The organism is Streptomyces sp. NBC_00190 (assembly GCF_036203305.1).
Taxonomy (GTDB): Bacteria; Actinomycetota; Actinomycetes; order Streptomycetales; family Streptomycetaceae; genus Streptomyces.
In genome coordinates, this window is record NZ_CP108131.1 from 6,333,144 (window position 1) to 6,354,654 (window position 21,511).

The window sequence follows — 21,511 nt, forward strand, 5'->3', positions numbered from 1 at the left end:
TCTAGATTGGTTGAGGTTCGATGAGCAACGACGAGAAGCTCCGGGACTATCTCAAGCGCGCCACCACGGAACTCCAGCGCACCAGGCGCCAGTTGCGGGAGGCCGAGGAGCAGCACCACGAGCCCGTGGCCATCGTCGCGATGGGTTGCCGTTTCCCGGGCGGCATCACCTCGCCCGAGGAGCTGTGGGACCTGGTGGACGCGGGGCGGGACGCGGTCTCGCTCTTCCCGGACGGCCGCGGCTGGGACATGGACGCCCTGTACGACCCGGAGCCGGCGACGCCCGGCAAGACGTACTGCCGGGAAGGCGGATTCCTCCACGACGCGGGCGAGTTCGACGCCGATTTCTTCAAGATCAGCCCGCGTGAGGCCCGCGACACCGACCCGCAGCAGCGCCTGCTGCTGGAGGTGTCCTGGGAGGCGATCGAACGGGCCGGGATCGACCCCACCTCCCTCAAGGGCAGCCGCACCGGCGTGTTCGCCGGTGTGGTGTACCACGACTACCCGGGCGGCGGCGGTACCGGCGGGCTCGCCAGCGTGGCCTCCGGGCGCGTGGCGTACTCGCTGGGCCTGGAAGGTCCCGCGGTCACCGTGGACACCGCCTGCTCCTCCTCCCTCGTCGCCCTCCACCTCGCCGTCCAGTCGGTGCGGACCGGAGAGTGCACGATGGCGCTCGCCGGCGGAGTGACCGTGATGGCGAGCCCGGACTCGTTCGTCGGCTTCAGCCAGGACCGCGGCCTGGCCCCCGACGGCCGCTGCAAGTCCTTCGCGGCGGCCGCGGACGGCACCACCTGGTCCGAGGGCGCGGGCATGGTCCTCGTCGAGCGGCTGTCCGACGCGCGGCGCAACGGGCACCCGGTCCTCGCCGTCGTCCGCGGTTCGGCGATGAACTCCGACGGCGCCTCCAACGGCCTCACCGCCCCCAACGGGCCGTCCCAGCAGCGGGTCATCCAGCAGGCGCTCGCCTCCGGGCGGCTGACCCCCGCCGACGTCGACGCCGTCGAGGCGCACGGCACCGGAACCACCCTGGGCGACCCGATCGAAGCGCAGGCCCTGCTCGCCGCGTACGGCCGGGAGCGGCCCGCCGACCAGCCGCTGTGGCTGGGATCGTTCAAGTCGAACATCGGCCACTCGCAGGCCGCCGCCGGTGTCGGCGGCGTCATCAAGATGGTGCAGGCCATGCGCCACGGCGTGCTGCCGCGCACCCTGCACGTGGACGAGCCGAGTCCCAACGTCGACTGGAGCGCCGGCAGCGTACGTCTGCTGACCGAGCCGATCGCCTGGCCGGACCGCGGCCACGCCAAGCGCGCCGGGGTGTCGTCCTTCGGCCTGAGCGGCACGAACGTCCACGTCATCGTGGAGGAGGCCCCGGCCCCCGAGGCAGGGTCCGAGCCGGAGGCCGTCGGCGCCGGGACCGTCGGCGCCGGGACCGTCGGCGCCGGGACCGACGTCGGCGCCGTCCAGGACACCCCCCGCCCCCTGCCGTTCCTCGTCTCCGCACGGCGCCGCGAAGCCCTCGCCGCCCAGGCCACCCGCCTCGCCGGTCACGTGGACGCCCACCCGCTCCACCCCCTCGCCGACACGGCCTGGTCCCTGGCCACCACCCGGGGCGCGCTCGAACACCGCGCCGTGGTCGTCGCCGACACCCACGACGAGCTGGCCCGCTCCCTGCGCGGCCTGGCCGCCGACCCGGCACTCCCCGCACCCGGCACGGTCACCGGCATCGCCCGGCCCGACGCGCTGTCCGCCGTCCTGTTCACCGGGCAGGGCGCCCAGCGGCTCGGCATGGGGCGCGAACTGCACGCGGCCCACCCGGTGTTCGCGCGCGCCTTCGACGAGGCGGTCGCCGCCCTCGACGAGCACCTCGACACCCCCCTGCGCGACACCGTGTGGGGCGAGGACGGCGAGCTGCTCGCCGACACCGGCCGTGCCCAGCCCGCCCTGTTCGCCTGCGAGGTGGCCCTCTACCGGCTCATCGAGTCCTGGGGAGTGCGGCCCGACTTCCTCGCCGGCCACTCGATCGGCGAACTGGCCGCCGCCCACGTCAGCGGCGTGCTCACGCTGCCCGACGCCGCCCGCCTCGTCGCGGCCCGCGGCCGGCTCATGCGCGAGCTCCCGCAGGGCGGCGCGATGGTCGCGATCGAGGCCACCGAGGACGAGGTGGACCCGCTCCTCACCGCCGTCACCGGCATCGCCGCACTCAACGGTCCCCGCTCCGTGGTCGTCTCGGGCGAGGAGGCGGAAGTCCTCGCCGTCGCCGGGCACTTCGCCGCCCTGGGACGCAAGACCAAGCGCCTGGCGGTGTCGCACGCCTTCCACTCGCCGCTGATGGAGCCGATGCTCGCCGAGTTCCGCGCCGTCGCCGAGAGCGTCCCGTACGGGACCGCCCGCGTGCCGATCGTCTCCACCGTCACCGGAGAACTGGCCGGAGCGGACGACCTGGCCTCCGCCGACTACTGGGTACGCCACGTCCGCGCGACGGTCCGGTTCTGCGACGCCGTACGGCTCCTCGCGGACAAGGGCGTCCACACCTTCCTGGAACTCGGCCCCGACGCCGCGCTCACCCCGCTCGGCCCCGACTGCCTGGCCGCCGCCCGGACCGAAGACCAGGACGGGGACGGGGACGGGGAGGACCGGCCGGTGTTCGCCGCCGCCTTGCGCCGCGGCCGCGGCGAGGAGCGCGAACTGGCCGGAGCCCTCGCCCTGGCCCACACCCGCGGCGTCCACGTCGACTGGGCCGCCTACTTCACCGCGGCCACCGGATCCCGCCCCCGCCGCGTGGACCTGCCCACCTACGCCTTCCAGCGACGGAACTTCTGGGCGCAGGCGCAGCCCGGCGCGGCCGCCGCCACCGGGCCCGGCACCGACCCGGGAGAGTCCCGGTTCTGGGAGGCCGTGGAGCGCGAGGACACCGCGGGACTCGCCGAACGGCTCGGCCTCGACCCCGCAGCCCTCGCCCCCGTACTGCCCGCGCTCACCACCTGGCGGGCCGGCCGCCGCGAAGCCTCCGCCGTCGACGCGCTGCGCTACCGCGTGGCCTGGGCGCCGGTCGCCGACCCCGCGCCGGCAGCGCCGCTCGACGGCGAATGGCTCGTACTCCACGCACCCGCGCAGGGCCCCCTCGCCGCCCTGCTCGCGGACGCGCTCACCTCGCGCGGCGCGGCGCCCGTACTGCGGGAGACCGGCGGTACCGAGGGCCCCGTCCTCCCGGAGCAGCTCCCCGCGCCCCCGGCCGGGGTACTGAGCCTGCTCGCGCTCGACGACACCCCGCACCCCGGCCACCCCGAGCTCTCCCAGGGCCTCGCGGACACCGTCGCCCTGCTCCAGGAGCTGGCCGCCCGCGACGTCACCGCCCCCGTGTGGTGTGTGACCCGGGGGGCCGTGGCCACGGACGACGCCGACGCGGCGGCCCGGCCCGTACACCCCGCGCAGGCGGCCGTCTGGGGCCTCGGCGCGGCCTTCGCCCTGGAGAGCCCCGGGACATGGGGCGGCCTCGTCGACCTCCCGGCCGGCACCGACCCCGTCGGCATCGACCCGGCCGGCGCGGAAGCCGAACGGATCGCGCTGCGGGTCTGCGACACCCTCTCCGGAGCCACCGGCGAGGACCAGGTCGCCGTCCGGCTCCAAGGCACCTACGCCCGCCGCCTCGTGCGCCCCGCGCAGCCCGACCCGGCCGGGCCGTGGCGGCCCCGCGGCACGGTCCTGGTCACCGGCGGCACCGGAGGGCTCGGCGCGCACGTCGCCCGCATGCTCGCGGCCGACGGCGCCGAACACGTCGTCCTCGTCGGCCGGCGCGGCCCGGACGCCCCGGGAGCCGCGGAACTGGCCGAGGAGCTGCGGGAGTCGGGGGTACGGGTATCCGTCGAGGCGTGCGACATCGCCGACCGCGAAGCCGTACGCACCCTCCTCGCCGGACTCCCCGGCCTCACCGCGGTCATCCACGCGGCCGGACTTCCCCAGCGCATCGCGCCCCTGGGCGAACTGACCCTCGCGGACCTCGCCGACGTGGCCGCGGCCAAGGTCCTCGGCGCCCGCCACCTCGACGAACTCCTCGCGGACACCCCGCTGGACGCCTTCGTCCTCTTCTCCTCCGGCGCAGCCGTGTGGGGCAGCGCCGGGCAGTCCGCCTACGGCAGCGCCAACGCCTACCTCGACGGCCTCGCCCACCGGCGCCGCGCCCGCGGCCTCGCCGCCACCTCCGTGGCCTGGGGCTCCTGGGACGGCGGCATGGTCGACGCCGAACTGGCCGCCGTCATGCGGCGCATCGGAGCGCCCGCGATGCGGCCCGAACTGGCCGTCGGCGCCCTGCGCCGCATCCTGGCCGGCGGGACCTCGCACGCCGTGGTCGCCGAGTTCGACTGGGAGCGCTTCGCCCCCACCTACGTACTCGCCCGCCCGCGCCCCCTCCTCGACGCGCTGCCCGAGGCACGCGCCGCCCTCGCCCCCGATCCGGCACAGTCCGGCGGCGGGGACGGCACGGACCTCGGCGGCCGGCTGGCCGACCTGTCCCAGCCCGAACAGCGGGCGGCCCTGCTCGACCTGGTCCGTACGCACGTGGCGGCGCTGCTCGGCTACGAGGACCCGGCCGAGGTCCCCTCCGACCGCGGCTTCACCGACCTCGGCTTCGACTCGGTCGCCGCCGTTGACCTGCGCACGAGGCTCGTCGCGGCCACCGGCCGCCCCCTGCCCACCAGCATGATCTACGACCACCCCAGCCCCGGGGCGCTCGCGGCCCACCTGTGGTCCGAGCTCTGCCAGGACGACACCGCCGGCGAACTGCCGGTACTGGTGCAGCTGGACCGCCTCGAAGAGGCCGCCGCGGCGCTCGCCGCGGAGGAGATCGAGGCCACCCGCATCACCGCCCGGCTGCAGAGCCTGCTGGCCCGGCTGACCGGAACCCTCGACGCGACGGCCGACGGCGCGCACGGCATCGGCGAACAGCTGGAATCCGCCTCGGCCGACGACGTCTTCGCCTTCATCGACAACGAACTCGGCCTCACCTGACCGACCGCGCGGCCCGATCCGCGGCCCGACACGCGACCCGCGAACTGCGACCCGACTCGACCTCACGGCATGAACAAGGACTCGGTGGGACCAAGATGTCCAATGACGACGCAAGGCTTCTCGACTACCTCAAGCGGGTCACGGCGGATCTGCACCAGACCCGCCGCAGGCTTCAGGAGGTCGAGAACCAGGACCACGAGCCCATCGCCATCGTGGCGATGAGCTGCCGCTACCCCGGAGGCATCAGCACCCCGGACGACCTGTGGCGGCTCGTGGCCGACGGCCGGGACGCCATCACCACCTTCCCCACCGACCGGGGCTGGGACCTCGACGGGCTCCGCGGCGATGAGCAGGAGAGCACCGAGTCCGGCAGCAGCTACGTCCACGAGGGCGGCTTCGTCCAGGACGTCGCCGGCTTCGACGCGGGGTTCTTCGGGATCAGTCCCAACGAGGCGCTGACCATGGACCCGCAGCAGCGGCTGCTGCTGGAGGTGTCCTGGGAGGCGATCGAGCGGGCCGGCATCGACCCGGTGTCGCTGCGCGGCAAGCCGGTCGGCGTGTTCGCCGGCTCCGGGATCCAGGACTACGAGTACCTGATCGGCGCGGCGGGCGAGGTCGCCGAGGCCTACATGACCACGGCCAACGCGGCCGCCGTCATATCCGGCCGGATCTCCTACACCCTGGGGCTGGAAGGCCCCGCGGTCACCGTCGACACGGCGTGCTCCTCCTCCCTCGTCTCCCTCCACCTGGCCGCCCAGGCGCTCCGCCAGCGGGAATGCTCGCTGGCCCTCGCCGGCGGCGTCATGGTGATGTCCACCCCCTCGCCGTTCATCGCGTTCAGCCGGCAGCGCGGCCTCGCCCCCGACGGCCGCTGCAAGGCCTTCGCCGAGGCGGCCGACGGCACCGGCTGGTCCGAGGGCGCGGGCATGCTCGTACTCGAACGGCTGGCGGATGCGCGCCGCAACGGCCACCCCGTGCTGGCCGTCGTACGCGGCAGCGCCGTCAACCAGGACGGCGCCAGCAACGGTCTGACCGCCCCCAACGGCCGGGCCCAGCAGCGGGTCATCCGCCAGGCGCTCGCCAACGCCCGGATCCCGGCCACGCAGGTGGACGTCGTCGAGGGGCACGGCACCGGTACGACCCTGGGCGACCCCATCGAGGCGCAGGCGCTGCTGGCCACCTACGGGCAGGACCGCCCCGAGGGGCAGCCGCTGTGGCTGGGCTCCATCAAGTCCAACCTCGGGCACGCGCAGGCCGCCGCCGGTGTCGGCAGCGTCATCAAGATGGTCATGGCCCTGCGCAACGGAGTGCTGCCGCAGACCCTGCACGTCGACGAACCGTCGAGCCACGTCGACTGGACCGCGGGCCAGGTCCGGCTGCTGGCCGAATCCCGTGAGTGGGAGCGCGCCGAGGACCGGCCGCGACGGGCCGGCGTCTCCGCGTTCGGAGTCAGCGGCACCAACGCCCACGTCATCCTGGAGGAAGCCCCCGCCGAGGAGCCGGCCGAGCCCGCCGAGTCCGCCGACGCGCCGCAGGAGCCGTCCGCCGCCGCCGTCGTACCGCTGCCCGCCCTCCTGCCCTGGCCGGTCTCCGGCCGCGACGCCCAGGCGCTGGCCGCCCAGGCGGGCCGGGTGCGCGCCCACGTCACGGCCGCACCGGAGCCCGGATCCGCGGACCTGGCCTACTCGCTGGCCACGAGCCGCGCGGCGCTCGACCACCGTGCCGTCGTCCTGGCGGACGGCCGGGACGCCGCGCTCGCCGGTCTCGCCGCGCTGGCCGAGGGGCAGCCGCACCCGGGTGTGGTGAGCGGGGTGGTGGCGAAGGGCCGGACCGCGTTCCTGTTCACCGGCCAGGGCGCGCAACGCCTCGGGATGGGGCGGGAGTTGTACGCGTCCTTCCCGGTGTTCGCCGAGGCCTTCGACGCGGTGTGCGCGGAGATCGACCCGCACCTGGGCCGGTCGTTGCGTGAGGTGGTGTGGGGTGAGGACGCGGAGGCGCTGAACGCGACCGCGATCACCCAGCCCGCCCTGTTCGCCCTCGAAGTCGCCCTGTTCCGGCTCGTGGAAGCCTGGGGCATCACCCCCGACGCGGTCGCCGGGCACTCGATCGGCGAGCTGGCCGCCGCCCACGCCGTGGGCGTGCTGTCGCTCGCCGACGCGGCCCGCCTGGTGGTCGCCCGCGGGCGCCTGATGCAGGAACTGCCCGACGGCGGCGCGATGCTCGCCGTCCAGGCCACCGAGCAGGAAGTCCTCCCGCTGCTCACCGACGGCGTGGACATCGCCGCCGTCAACGGCCCCGAATCCGTGGTCGTCTCGGGAACCGGGGACGCCGTCCTCGCGATCGGCGAACACTTCACCGCGGCCGGACGAAAGACCAGCCGTCTCGCCGTCTCGCACGCCTTCCACTCGCCCCTCATGGAGCCGATGCTCGACGCCTTCCGGGCCGTCGCGCAGGAGCTGACGTACGAGGAGCCGCGCATCGCGGCCGTGTCCACGGTGACCGGCGACCGCCCCGGCGCCCGCTGGCAGTCCCCGGACTACTGGGTCTCCCAGGTCCGGGAGGCCGTCCGGTTCGCCGACGCCGTCCGCGCCCTGGAACAGGAGGGCGTCACCCGCTTCCTGGAGATCGGCCCCGACGGCATCCTCACCGGACTCGCCCAGCAGAGCGCCGCCTCCGAGCAGGCGGTCCTCGTACCGGCCCTGCGCCGCAGCCGCCCCGAGCCCGAGGCCCTGGTCACCGCCGTGGCCCAGCTCTACGCCTCCGGCACGGCCGTCGACTGGGAGGCCTTCTACGCCGGTACCGGCGCCCGCCGCGTCGACCTGCCCACCTACGCCTTCCAGCGCACCCGCTACTGGGTCGAGGGCACCGGCGCCCTCGGCGACCTCTCGGCAGCCGGCCTGGCCGCCGCCGGGCACCCGCTGCTCGGCGCCGTGGTCTCCCTCGCCGACTCCGGCGGCGTGGTCCTGACCGGCAGGGTCTCCGTATCGGCCCAGCCCTGGCTCGCCGACCACGTCGTCGGCGACTCCGTGGTCTTCCCCGGCACCGGCTTCGTGGAGCTCGCCGTGCGTGCGGGCGACCAGGTCGGCTGCGAACTGCTCGAAGAGCTGATGCTCCAGGCTCCCCTGGTCCTGCCCGAGCGCGGCGCGGTCGCCCTCCAGGTCGAGGTCGGCGCCGCGGACGCCTCCGGGCGGCGACCGGTCAGCGTCCACTCCCGCCGGGACGACCAGCCCGACCAGCCGTGGACCCTGCACGCGGCCGGCGTCCTGGCCACCGCCGCGGACTCCGCTCTCGACTCCCTCGGCCTGGACACCTGGCCGCCCGCCGCCGCCACCCCGATCGAGACGGACGGCGTGTACGAGGCGCTGGCCGAGGCCGGCCTCCCGTACGGCCCGGCCTTCCGCGGGCTCTCGGCCGCCTGGGCCGCAGGGACCGAGGTGTACGCCGAGGTCGCCCTGCCGGAGCGGGCCCACGCCGACGCAGCCGCGTTCGGCCTGCACCCGGCGCTGCTGGACGCCTCGCTGCACGGTTCCGTCTTCACCGGCCTGTTCGCCGGGGCCCAGGGCCCGGTCCTGCCGTTCGTCTGGACGGGAGTGCGGCTGCACGCCTCCGGCGCCAACCGGCTGCGGGTCCGGATCGCACCCGACGGCGCGGGCGCCATCGCCCTGTCCGTCGGCGACGAGACGGGCCGACCGGTGCTGTCCGTGGACTCCCTGGTCCTGCGCGAGGTCTCCGCCGAGCAGCTCGCCGCCGCCCGCACGGTCGCCCACGAATCCCTCTTCGCCCTCGACTGGACCGCGCTGCCCGCCCCCGCGGCCCCGGCGGCCGCACCGGCCGACTGGGACACCCTGCCCGCCGACGGGCCCGTACCGCAGACCGTCGTCCTGCGCTCGCTGCCCGGGTCGGACCCGGCGTCGGTGCGCGCCGCCACCGCCAGGGTGCTCGCCGTCCTGCAGAGCTGGCTCGCCGACGAGCGGTACGCCGCCTCGCGGCTGCTCGTCGCGACCTCCGGGGCCGTGGCCCGGCCCGGCGAGGACGTCACCGACCTGGCCGGCGCGGCCGTGTGGGGCCTGGTGCGTTCCGCACAGGCCGAGAACCCGGACCGGTTCCTCCTCACGGACCTCTCCGACCTCGCCGACGCGGGGGAGGCCGCCGCCGCGGTGGCCGCCGACGAGCCCCAGACCCTCGTACGCGGCACGACCGTGCACGGCGCGCGCCTCGCCCGCCTCACCGACGACCCCGAGCGACGCGTCCGGCCCGACTTCGGCAACGGCACCGTCCTGGTCACCGGCGCGACCGGCGCCCTCGGCCGCCTGGTGGCCCGGCAGCTGGTCGAGGCCCACGGCGTACGCAGCCTCCTGCTGGTCTCGCGGCGCGGTGCGGACGCCCCGGGAGCCGTCGAACTCCGCGCCGAACTGCGCGGACTCGGCGCCGAGGCCACCGTCGCCGCCTGCGACGCGGGAGACCGCGACGCCCTCGCCGCGCTCATCACCGGCGTGCCGCTCACCGGCGTGGTCCACCTCGCCGGCGTGCTCGACGACGCGCTCATCGCCTCGCTGACCCCGCAGAGCCTGGACACCGTACTCGCCGCCAAGGCCGACGCGGCGCTCCACCTGCACGAACTGACCCGCGGCCTGGAGCTGTCGGCCTTCGTGCTGTTCTCCTCCGCGACCGGCGTCCTGGGCGTGCCCGGACAGGGCAACTACGGTGCGGCGAACGCCCTGCTCGACGCTCTCGCCACCCACCGGCGCGCCCACGGCCTGCCCGCCCAGTCCCTCGCCTGGGGCCTGTGGGCGAGCGGCATGTCCGGCTCCCTGACCGACGCCGACCTCCAGCGGATGAGCCGCACCGGCATCGGCGCGCTCACCGTTGCATACGGGGTGGACCTCTTCGACCGGGCCCTGACGGTCGACAACCCGCTCGTCGTCCCGATCCGCCTCGACGTGCGCACGCTCGCCGAGGCGGGCGAGGCCCTGCCGCCGCTCTTCCGCGGCCTGGTCCGCGTACGGGCGCGCAGGAGCGCGGTGTCGGCCCCCGAGGCGGCCGGCGCCCTGCGGGGCCGACTGGCCGGACTGGACCGGGAGGAGCGCACGGCCGTCCTGCTCGACCTGGTCCGTACGCAGGTCGCCGTCACCCTCGGATACCCGGGGGCGCACGCGGTCGACGAGACGCGGGCGTTCAGCGAGCTCGGCTTCGACTCGCTCACCGCGGTCGAGTTCCGCAACGCCGTCAGCGCCGCCGCCGACGTCCGGCTGCCCGCCACCCTCGCCTTCGACTACCCCAACCCGCGCGCGCTGGCCCGCCACCTCCTCGACGAACTCGACGGATCCACCGGGCAGTCGGGCCCAGCGGCCACCGCGGTCCGGTCCGGCGGAGCCGTCGACGACGACCCGATCGTGATCGTCGCCATGGCCTGCCGCTACCCCGGCGGCGTACGCACCCCCGAGGACCTGTGGCAGCTGGTCGCCGACGGCGTCGACGCCGTCTCCGGCTTCCCCGCCAACCGCGGATGGGACCTCGACCGCATCTACGACCCGACCGCCGAGCGGCCCCACACCAGCTACGCCCGCGAGGGCGGCTTCCTGCACGAGGCGGGCGAGTTCGACCCGGCCTTCTTCGGGATCAGCCCCAACGAGGCGGCTGTCATGGACCCGCAGCAGTTCCTGCTGCTGGAGACGGCCTGGGAGGTGTTCGAGCGGGCCGGGATCGACCCGGAGACCCTGCGCGGCAGCATGACCGGCTGCTACGCCGGGATGATGTACCACGACTACGCCGCCAACAACAGCACCGGAGCCATCGCCTCCGGGCGCGTCTCGTACGTGTTCGGCCTCGAGGGGCCGGCCGTCACCGTGGACACGGCGTGCTCGTCCTCGCTGGTCGCGCTGCACATGGCGGCGCAGGCGCTGAGGTCGGGGGAGTGCTCCCTCGCCCTGGCCGGCGGCGTCGCCGTCATGGCCACCCCCGAGGTCTTCGTCGAGTTCAGCCGGCAGCGCGGCCTCGCCCCCGACGGCCGGTGCAAGTCGTTCGGTGTGAACGCGAACGGCACGGGCTGGGGCGAGGGCGCCGGAATGCTGCTGCTGGAGCGGCTTTCGGACGCGCGGCGCAACGGGCACCCGGTCCTGGCGACGGTGCGGGGTTCGGCGCTGAACCAGGACGGTGCGTCGAACGGTCTGACCGCGCCGAACGGTCCCGCGCAGCAGCGGGTGATCCGCCAGGCGCTGGCCAACGCCGGTCTGTCGGCGTTCGAGGTCGACGCGGTGGAGGCACACGGCACCGGTACGACCCTGGGCGACCCGATCGAAGCGCAGGCGCTGCTGGCCACGTACGGACAGGACCGGCCCGAGGGCCAGCCGCTGTGGCTGGGCTCCATCAAGTCCAACATGGGCCACACGCAGGCCGCGGCGGGCGTCGCGGGCATCATCAAGATGGTCATGGCGATGCGGCACGGTGTGCTGCCGCCGACCCTCCACGCCGAGGAGCGCTCGGACCAGATCGACTGGTCGGCGGGCGAGGTGGAACTACTCACCGAGGCCCGGGAATGGCAGGCCGACGGCCGTCCGCGCCGGGCCGGCATCTCCTCCTTCGGCATCAGCGGGACCAACGCCCACGTGATCGTCGAAGAGGTTCCCGCCGCCCCGCGGCCCGCCGAAGCGGAGGCCGAGGCCGGTGGCGAACCGTCCGTGGCTCCCTGGGTGTTGTCGGCGAAGTCCGCGAAGGCGCTGGCCGGCCAGGCCGAGCGGCTGCTCGCGGTGGCGGACGCGTACCGCCCCGAGGACATCGGGCACACCCTGGCCTCGGCGCGCAGCACGATGGAGCACCGGGCCGTGGTGGTGGGTGAGCGCGAGAGCGCGCTCGCGGCCCTCGCGGCGGGCGAGACCCACCCCGCGGTGGTCGCCGGACAGACACAGTCCGGTGGCCGGACGGCGTTCCTGTTCACGGGGCAGGGTGCGCAGCGGCTGGGTATGGGGCGGGAGTTGTACGTGTCCTTCCCGGTGTTCGCCGAGGCGTTCGACGCGGTGTGTGCGGAGGTCGACGGGCATCTGGGGTGCTCGTTGCGTGAGGTGGTGTGGGGTGAGGATGCGGAGGCGTTGAACGCGACCGCGATCACCCAGCCCGCCCTGTTCGCGCTTGAGGTGGCGTTGTTCCGGCTGGTCGAGGCGTGGGGTGTGAAGCCCGATGTGGTGGCCGGTCATTCGATCGGTGAGCTGGCGGCGGCGCATGTCGCCGGTGTGTTGTCGTTGGCGGATGCGGCTCAACTTGTGGTGGCGCGTGGCCGTCTGATGCAGGCGCTGCCTGCGGGTGGTGCGATGCTGGCCGTGCAGGCCACGGAGGCGGAGGTGCTGCCGCTGCTGTCCGATGGTGTCGGTGTCGCGGCGGTGAACGGTCCGCAGTCGGTGGTGGTCTCGGGTGTCGAGGCCGGGGTCCTGGCCGTGGGTGAGCACTTCTCGGCGGCGGGTCGCAAGACCAGCCGTCTGTCGGTGTCGCACGCGTTCCACTCGGCTCTGATGGACCCGATGCTGGACGAGTTCCGGACCGTTGCCGAGGCCTTGACCTTCAACGCTCCTCGCGTGCAGGTCGTCTCCACGGTCTCGGGTGAGCTGTCGGAGGCGTGGCAGTCGCCCGAGTACTGGGTCGGGCAGGTCCGTGAGGCCGTCCGCTTCGCCGACGCCGTCCGCACGCTGGAGCAGCAGGGTGTGACCCGGTTCCTGGAGATCGGCCCGGACGGGATCCTGACCGGCCTCGCCGCGCAGAGCCTGGACGACGCCGTGCTCGTCGCGGCCGTGCGCAAGAACCGCTCCGAGCCGGAGACCCTGGTCGCCGCCGTGGCCCAGCTCCACGTCCACGGCGTGGCCGTCGACTGGGAGGCGTTCCACGCCGGTACCGGCGCCCGCCGCGTCGACCTGCCCACCTACGCCTTCCAACGCACCCGCTACTGGATCGGCACCGAGGAGTACCTCGCCAACTCGTGGATCGGCTCCGGCAGCGGCAGCATGGCGACCGCAGGCCTGACCGATGCCGGGCACCCGCTGCTCGGCGCGGTCCTGCCCTCCCCGGACACCGACCTGGTCACCTTCACCGGCCGGCTGTCCGCGAGCACCCACGCCTGGATCGCCGATCACGAGGTCCTGGGGAACGTCCTGCTGCCGGGTACCGGCTTCGTGGAGCTGGCGGTACGCGCCGGTGACCAGGTGGGCTGCGACGTATTGGAGGAGCTGGCACTCCAGGCACCGCTGATCCTCCCCGAGCGCGGCGCGCTGACCGTACAGATGGTCGTCGGCGCGGCCGACGCCTCCGGGCGGCGGTCGGTGAGCGTCTACTCGCGCGCCGAGGACCGGCCGGACCTGCCGTGGACCCTGCACGCCGACGGCGTGCTCGCCACGCGCGCCGGAGCCCCCGGCTTCGACCTGGCCGCGTGGCCGCCCGCGGGAGCGGACGAACTGCCCCTGGACGGCGCGTACGAGGGCCTGCGCGAGCGCGGCTTCGGCTACGGTCCGACGTTCCAGGGCCTCAAGGCGGCCTGGCGGCGGGGCGACGTGCTCTACGCCGAGGTCGCGCTGCCGGAGCAGTCGCACGCCGAGGCCGCGGAGTTCGGACTCCACCCCGCGCTCCTGGACGCCGCCATGCACGCGGCACTGGTGAACGGCACCGGCGGCGACGAGACCGTACTGCCCTTCGTCTGGAAGGACATCACGCTGCACGCGGCGGGAGCCTCCGCCGTACGGGTGAGGATCACCCAGCCCACGCCGGAGAGCCTCTCGCTGCAGGTGGCCGATGCCACCGGCGCCCCCGTCGCCACCGTCGGCGCGGTCGTCGGCCGGCCCGTCTCCACGGAGCAGCTCGACGCGGGCGGAACCGATTCGCTCTTCCGCATCGCCTGGAACCCGCTGCCCGTGCCGGCCTCGGCGGGCTCCCAGAGCCTGCCCGAAGGCACGGTCGTCTTCGAGTGCGACCCGGCGGACACGGACGTCCCGGCCGCCGTGCACGACCTGGCCAACCGGGCCTTGGCGGCGGTCCAGGACTGGCTGGCCGAGGAGCGTCCCGAGGGCGCGGTGCTGGCGGTGGTCACGCGGGGTGCGGTGGCCGTCGGCGACGGTGAGGCCGTCGATGTGCGGCAGGCTCCGGTGTGGGGTCTGGTGCGGTCGGCGCAGGCGGAGAACCCGGGCCGGTTCGCGCTGATCGACACCGACGACTCGGTGGACCTGGCGCGGGTACTGGCCCTGGGCGAGCCCGAGTCGGCCGTACGCGCCGGTGAGGTGTCGGTGCCGCGGCTGGCCCGGGTGTCGGCGGACGACGGCGCGGAGCCGGTGTGGGACGCGGCCGGAACCGTCGTGATCACGGGCGGTACGGGCGGCCTGGGCGCCCTGGTGGCCCGCCACCTGGTGGCCGAGCACGGGATACGGCACCTGCTGCTCCTGGGCAGGCGGGGCGCGGACACGCCCGGCGTCGACGGACTGCTCGCGGATCTCACGGAATCGGGTGCCTCGGTCGCCGTCGCCGCGTGCGACGTGGCGGACCGGGACGCGCTGAAGGCGGTCCTGGACGGTGTGGATCCGGCGCACCCCCTGACGGGCGTGGTCCACGTGGCCGGAGTCGCCGACAACGGCGTCATCGGAGCCCTCACTCCCGAGCGCATGGACGCCGTGCTGCGTCCGAAGGCGGACGCGGCCTGGCATCTGCACGAGCTGACCCGGGGCCTGGACCTGTCGGCGTTCGTCATGTTCTCGTCGGCGGGCGGTCTGGTGCTGGCGGCCGGTCAGGGCAATTACGCGGCCGCCAACGTCTTCCTCGACGCGCTCGCGGCTCACCGCCGCGCGGAGGGGCTGGCGGCCACCGCGATGGCCTTCGGCCTCTGGGGCGTCAACACCGGCATGACCACCATGCTGGACCTGGCCGAGGAGCGCATGGCGGCCCAGGGCCTGCCCGCCCTCTCCCAGGCCGAGGGCCTGGCGCTGTTCAGCCTCTCCCTGCGCTCGGGACAGCCCGCCCTCGTCCCCCTGCGGATCGACACCAACGTCCTGCGCGGCCGGGCCGAAGAGCTTCCCGCCCTCCTCCGTGGCCTCGTACGCGTCCCGGTGCGCCGGGCCGCGCAGTCCGCGGACGGCGGCGACGGGCTGCTCGCACGGCTGGCCGGGCTGGACGCCGACGGGCAGGCCGCGGCGCTCCTCGACCTCGTACGCGGCCAGGTCGCCGGTGTCCTCGGCCACGCCTCGCCGGACGCGATCGAGCCCGAGCGGGCCTTCAGCGAGCTGGGCTTCGACTCGCTCGCCGCCGTGGAGCTGCGCAACCGGCTCGGCTCGGCGACCGGGCTGCGGCTGCCCGCCACGCTGATCTTCGACTACCCGACCGCGCAGTCCGTGGCCGCACACATCGGCGCCGAGGTGGCCGGCCGGAGCCACATCGCACCCGTACCCGCCCGCGCCGTGCCGGCCGCCTCCGGCGGACCGGACGTGGACGACCCGATCGTGATCGTGGGGATGGGCTGCCGCTACCCGGGCGGGGTGACCACGCCGGACGAGCTGTGGGACCTCGTGGCCGGAGGCGTCGACGCCATCGGCGGGTTCCCGGCCGACCGGGGCTGGGACCCGGAGGTCTACGACCCGGAGCCGGGCACGCCCGGCCGGACGTACGCCCGCGAAGGCGGATTCCTCTACGACGCGGCCGAGTTCGACCCGGTGTTCTTCGGGATCAGCCCGAACGAGGCGCTGATGATGGACCCGCAGCAGCGGCTGCTGCTGGAGGTGTCCTGGGAGGCGATCGAGAGGGCCGGTATCGACCCGGCGGCCCTCAAGGGCAGTTCGACCGGCGTGTTCGCCGGTGTGATGTACCACGACTACGCCCTCGGCGTGGAGGCCGCGGCCAGCAGCGGCGGCAGCCTCGTCTCCGGCCGTACGTCGTACACGCTCGGGCTCGAAGGCCCCTCGGTCACCGTGGACACGGCCTGCTCGTCCTCGCTGGTCGCACTGCACATGGCGGTGCAGGCGCTGAGGTCGGGGGAGTGCTCCCTCGCCCTGGCCGGCGGTGTCGCCGTCATGGGCACACCGGGCATGTTCGTGGAGTTCAGCCGGCAGCGCGGGCTCGCCCCCGACGGCCGGTCCAAGTCCTTCGCCGCCTCGGCCGACGGTGTCGCCTGGGGCGAGGGCGCGGGCGTCCTGCTCCTGGAGCGGCTCTCCGACGCGCGGCGGGCCGGCCACCCGGTGGTCGCCGTCGTCCGCGGGTCCGCCCTGAACCAGGACGGTGCGTCGAACGGTCTGACCGCGCCGAACGGGCCCTCGCAGCAGCGGGTGATCCGCCAGGCGCTGGCCAACGCCGGTCTGTCGGCGGTCGAGGTCGACGCGGTGGAGGCACATGGCACCGGTACGACCCTGGGCGACCCGATCGAGGCGCAGGCACTGCTGGCGACGTACGGGCAGGACCGCCCCGAGGGCCGGCCCCTCTACCTGGGCTCCATCAAGTCCAACATGGGCCACACCCAGGCATCCGCGGGCGTCGCGGGCATCATCAAGATGGTCATGGCCATGCGCCACGGGACGCTGCCGAAGACCCTGCACGTGGACGCGCCGTCCGACCAGGTGGACTGGGCGGCGGGGAGCGTGGAACTGCTCACCGAGGCCCGGGAATGGCAGACCACGGACCGGCCCCGCCGGGCCGCCGTCTCCTCCTTCGGCATCAGCGGGACGAACGCCCACGTCATCGTCGAGGAGGCCCCCGAAGGTGCGGAGGCGCAGGCCGAACGGGCCGGACTCCCGGCCCTGCCCTGGGTGCTGTCGGCCAAGACCCCGCAGGCCCTCGCAGCCCAGGCCGAACGCCTGCTGGAGCAGGTCACGGACCGGCCGGAGAGCGACGCGACGGACATCGGCCTCTCACTGGTCTCCTCGCGCACGGCGTTCGCCCACCGGGCGGTGGTCGTGGGAACGGAGCGTTCGGAGCTGCTGCACGGGCTGACCGCCCTGGCCCAGGGCCGCAACGCACCCGCGGTGGTCCGGGACCTGGCGCGCCGCTCCGGAAAGACCGCGTTCCTGTTCACGGGGCAGGGTGCACAACGCCTCGGTATGGGGCGGGAGTTGTACGCGTCCTTCCCGGTGTTCGCCGAGGCTTTCGACGCGGTGTGTGCGGAGGTCGACCCGCATCTGGGGCGGTCGTTGCGTGAGGTGGTGTGGGGTGAGGACGCGGAGGCGCTGAACGCGACGGCGATCACGCAGTCGGCGTTGTTCGCGCTTGAGGTGGCGTTGTTCCGGCTGGTCGAGGCGTGGGGCGTGAAGCCCGACGTGGTCGCCGGGCATTCGATCGGTGAGCTGGCCGCCGCCCACGCGGTCGGGGTGCTGTCGCTCGCTGACGCGGCCCGGCTGGTCGTGGCACGTGGCCGTCTGATGCAGGCACTGCCCGCGGGTGGTGCGATGCTGGCCGTGCAGGCAACCGAGGACGAGGTGCTGCCGCTGCTGGGCGACGGTGTCGCTATCGCGGCGGTCAACGGGCCGGAATCCGTGGTGGTTTCGGGTGTGGAGGCTGCGGTCCTGGCGCTCGGCGGGCATGTCGAGGCGGCGGGTCGCAAGACCAGCAGGCTGTCCGTCTCGCACGCGTTCCATTCCTCGCTGATGGATCCGATGCTCGACGAGTTCCGGGCCGTCGCCGGGGAGCTGGCGTACGGGGAGCCGCGGGTCGCGGCCGTCTCGACCGTGACGGGTGACCGGTCCGGTGCGGACTGGGGGTCGCCCGAGTACTGGGTCGGCCAGGTCCGTGAAGCCGTCCGCTTCGCCGACGCCGTGCGCACGCTGGAGCAGGAAGGCGTCACCCGGTTCCTGGAGATCGGGCCCGGCGGTGTCCTCACCGGACTCGCCCAGCAGGTACTCGACGCCGAGCAGTCCGTCTCGGCGGCCGCTCTCCGCAAGGACCGCGCGGAGCCCGAGTCGCTCGTCACCGCCCTCGCGCAGCTGCACGTGGCCGGCGTACGCGTCGACTGGGAGGCGTACTACGCCGGCACCGGCGCCCAGCGCGTCGACCTGCCCACCTACCCCTTCCAGCGCACCCGCTACTGGGTCGACGCCGCCAAGCCCGCCACCGATGCCGTCGCCGTCGGCCAGGACGCCCTGGACCACCCGCTGCTCGCGGCCGTCCTGTCGTCCCCCGACGCCGACGCGGTGACCTTCACGGCCAGGATCTCGCTGGACGCCCAGCCGTGGGTGGCCGACCACACCGTGCACGGCAGCGTCCTGCTCCCCGGCACGGGCTTCGTGGAGCTCGCGCTGCAGGCCGGCGACCACGTCGGCTGCGAACTCCTGGAAGAACTCACCCTCCAGGCCCCGCTCGTGCTGCCGGAGCGCGGAGGCGTCGCCGTCCAGGTCGTCGTGGGCGAACCCGACGCCCGGGCCCGGCGCACCGTGCAGGTCTACTCGCGCCCGGAGAACAGGCCCGACGAGCCGTGGACCCGGCACGCCGACGGCTTCCTCGCCCCCGGCGCCACCGGGCCCGGCGACGGCCTCACCGCGTGGCCGCCCACCGGCGCGGCCCAGCTGGACGCCGCCGAACTGTACGACCGGCTCCAAGAGCGCGGGTTCGGCTACGGCCCGGTCTTCCAGGGCCTGACCGCCGCCTGGCGGCTGGACGACGCCCTGTACGCCGAGATCGAGCTGCCCGAGCAGGCGCACGCCGACGCCGGACGGTTCGGACTCCACCCGGCGCTGCTCGACGCCTCGATGCACGCCCTCGGCTTCGGCGGGCTCGGTGCCGAGGAGGACGAGGGGGTCGCGCTGCTCCCCTTCTCGTGGGAGGGCGTCACCCTGCACGCCGCGTCCGCGACCGCCGTACGGGTCCGTCTCGCTCCCGTCGAGGGGCAGCGCAACGCCGTACGCATAGACCTCGCCGACCCGGCCGGAGCGCCGGTGGCCTCGGTGGCCGCTCTGCAGCTGCGTCCGGTAGCCGCCGCGCAGCTGGCCACCGGCGGCTTCCGCGACGCGCTCCTGGCCGTCGACTGGCAGCCGGTCGGCGGCGGCTCCGGACCGCGCGGAGCGTGGACGGTCGCGGGTCCCGGCCTGGAGATCGCCGGCGTTCCCGTGGCCCCCGGACTCGACGCGCTGGGCGCCGAGGGCGCCGACGTGCCCGACACCGTGCTGCTGCCGGTCCTCGCGACCGGGCCCGGCGCGGGCCGTGAGGAGGACGTCCCCGCCGGAGTGCGGACCGCGGTCGGTACGGCGCTCGCCGCCGTACAGCACTGGCTGGCCGAGCCCGCGTTCGCGCAGTCGCGGCTGGTCCTGGTCACGCGGGCCGCGGCGGCCGTCGCCGACGGCGACCCGGTCGACGTACGGCAGGCCCCCGTCTGGGGGCTGGTGCGGGCCGCGCAGGCGGAGAATCCCGGCCGGTTCGTACTGCTCGACCTGGAGGAGGCCGAGGTGTCCCCGAAGGCGCTGGCCGCCGCGCTCGCCTCGGGCGAGCCGGAGCTCGCGGTCCGGCAGGGCAAGGTCCTCGCGCCTCGCCTCACCCGGTCCGCGGCGGCAGGCGGCGACACGCCGTGGGACGCCGAGGGGACCGTCCTGATCACCGGCGGTACGGGAGGCCTGGGGGCGCTCGTCGCCAAGCACCTCGTGACCACGCACGGAGTGCGGCACCTGCTGCTGACCAGCCGCCGGGGAGCGGGCGCGCCGGGCGCGGCCGGGCTGCGCGAGGAACTGGCCGCGCTCGGGGCCCAGGTGGACATCGCCGCCTGCGACGTGTCCGACCGGGCCGCCGTGGCCGCCCTGATCGACGGCATCGACCCGGCGCATCCGCTGCGCGGGATCGTCCACGCCGCCGGTGTGGCGCACAACGGCCTGGTCGGGGCGCTCACCCCGGAGCAGGTGGACACCGTACTGTCCGCCAAGGCCGACGCGGCCTGGCACCTGCACGAACTGACGGCTGGTCACAAACTGTCCGCGTTCGCGCTGTTCTCCTCGGCCGGCGGCCTGGTCATGGCCGCCGGACAGGGCAACTACGCGGCGGCGAACGTCTTCCTCGACGCGCTCGCGGCCCACCGCCGCTCGCAGGGGCTCGCGGCCACCTCGATGGCCTTCGGCCTGTGGGACACCGAGACCGGGCTGAGCCAGTGGCTCGGTGAGGCCGACCTCCAGCGGATGCGGCGCAGCGGAACGCCCGCCCTGTCCGAGGAGGAGGGCCTGTGGCTCTTCGACGCGGCGGTCGCGGCCGACGCCCCCGCCCTCGTACCGCTGCGGGTGGACCTGGGAGCCCTGCGGGCCCGTACCGACGAGGTGCCCGCGCTGCTGCGGGGCCTGGCACCCACCGCGCGGCGCCGGGCCGGCGCCGCGGCCGGAGCCGCCGAGGCCGGCGCGCTGCGCGAGAAGGTCCGCGCGCTCGGCGCCGCCGAGCGCGAGAAGGCCGTACTCGAAGCGGTGCTTACCCACGCCGCCGAGGTCCTCGGACACGCCGACGCGAGCGCGGTCGACCCCGAAGCGGGCTTCCTGGAAGCCGGATTCGACTCGCTGACCGCGGTCGAACTGCGCAACCGGCTGAACGCGGCCTCCGGCCTCTCCCTGCCGGCCATGGTGGTCTTCGACAGCAAGAACCCGCTGGCTCTGGCCCGGCAGGTCGCCGAGCGGCTGGGCGCCGCCCCCGGGGAGCCCGGGCGGGCCGACGCGCCGTCGGCGCACGCCGACGACCGGCTCGACGACACGCTGTACGGGCTGTTCCTCGACGCGATCATGTCGGGGAACCTCCAGCCCGGCCTGGCGATGCTGCGGTCCGTGGCCGCGCTGCGGCCCGCCTTCGGCTCGGCGGCCGACCTGGCGGACCTGCCCGCGGCGGTGTCCTACGGGGCACGCACCCGGCCGCAGGGCGAGGACGCGAAGGCGCCCCGGCTGATCTGCCTCAGCACGCCGACCGTGGCGGGCGGCGTGCACCAGCACGCGCGGCTCGCGGCCCGGCTCTCGATGCCCGTGTCCGGTATCCCCACCCCCGGATTCGGGCGCGGGGAGGCACTGCCGGAGTCGTTCGAGGCGGCGGTGGACGTACTCGCCGAAGCCGTGCTGCGCACCGCGGGCGGGGAGCCGTTCGCCCTGCTCGGCTTCTCCTCGGGCGGCCTGCTCGCCCACGCCACCGTGGCCCGCCTGGAGCGGGTGCACGGGGTACGGCCCGCCGGGCTGGTCCTGCTGGACACCTACTACATGGGCGAGACCAACGACGCGATCTTCGACCAGATGGCCTTCGCCGTCCCCGGCAAGGCGGCCACGCTCGGCAACTTCAGCAGCGCCGAACTCTCCGCGATGGGGCGGTACGTGGAGCTCCTGCCGCAGTTCCGGCAGGACGCCATCGAGGCGCCGGTGCTCTTCGTACGGGCCGGGGACCTCTTCGAGATGGGGGAGGACGCGGAGATCGCGCCCGACGCCGACTGGCAGGCCGACTGGGACGGCGCGGACACCGTGGCGACCGTGCCCGGCACGCACTTCACCATCGTCGAGCAGCACGTCGACACGACGGCCCCGGTCATCGACCGCTGGCTGACGGACCTCAAGGAGCGGATCTCCTGA

2 protein-coding genes are annotated in these 21,511 nt (G+C 74.8%); both read left to right on the forward strand.

Annotation, left to right across the window (positions count from 1 at the left end):
• Window positions 1–20: 20 nt before the first annotated feature.
• Window positions 21–5,003: a type I polyketide synthase gene (locus OG429_RS29945; protein WP_328928359.1), complete on the forward strand. Its 4,983-nt coding sequence runs from the start codon at window positions 21–23 to the stop codon at window positions 5,001–5,003.
• Between the two features lie 95 nt (window positions 5,004–5,098).
• A complete protein-coding gene (locus OG429_RS29950; RefSeq protein ID WP_328928360.1) occupies window positions 5,099–21,511 on the forward strand; it encodes a type I polyketide synthase in 16,413 nt (5,470 codons plus the stop codon).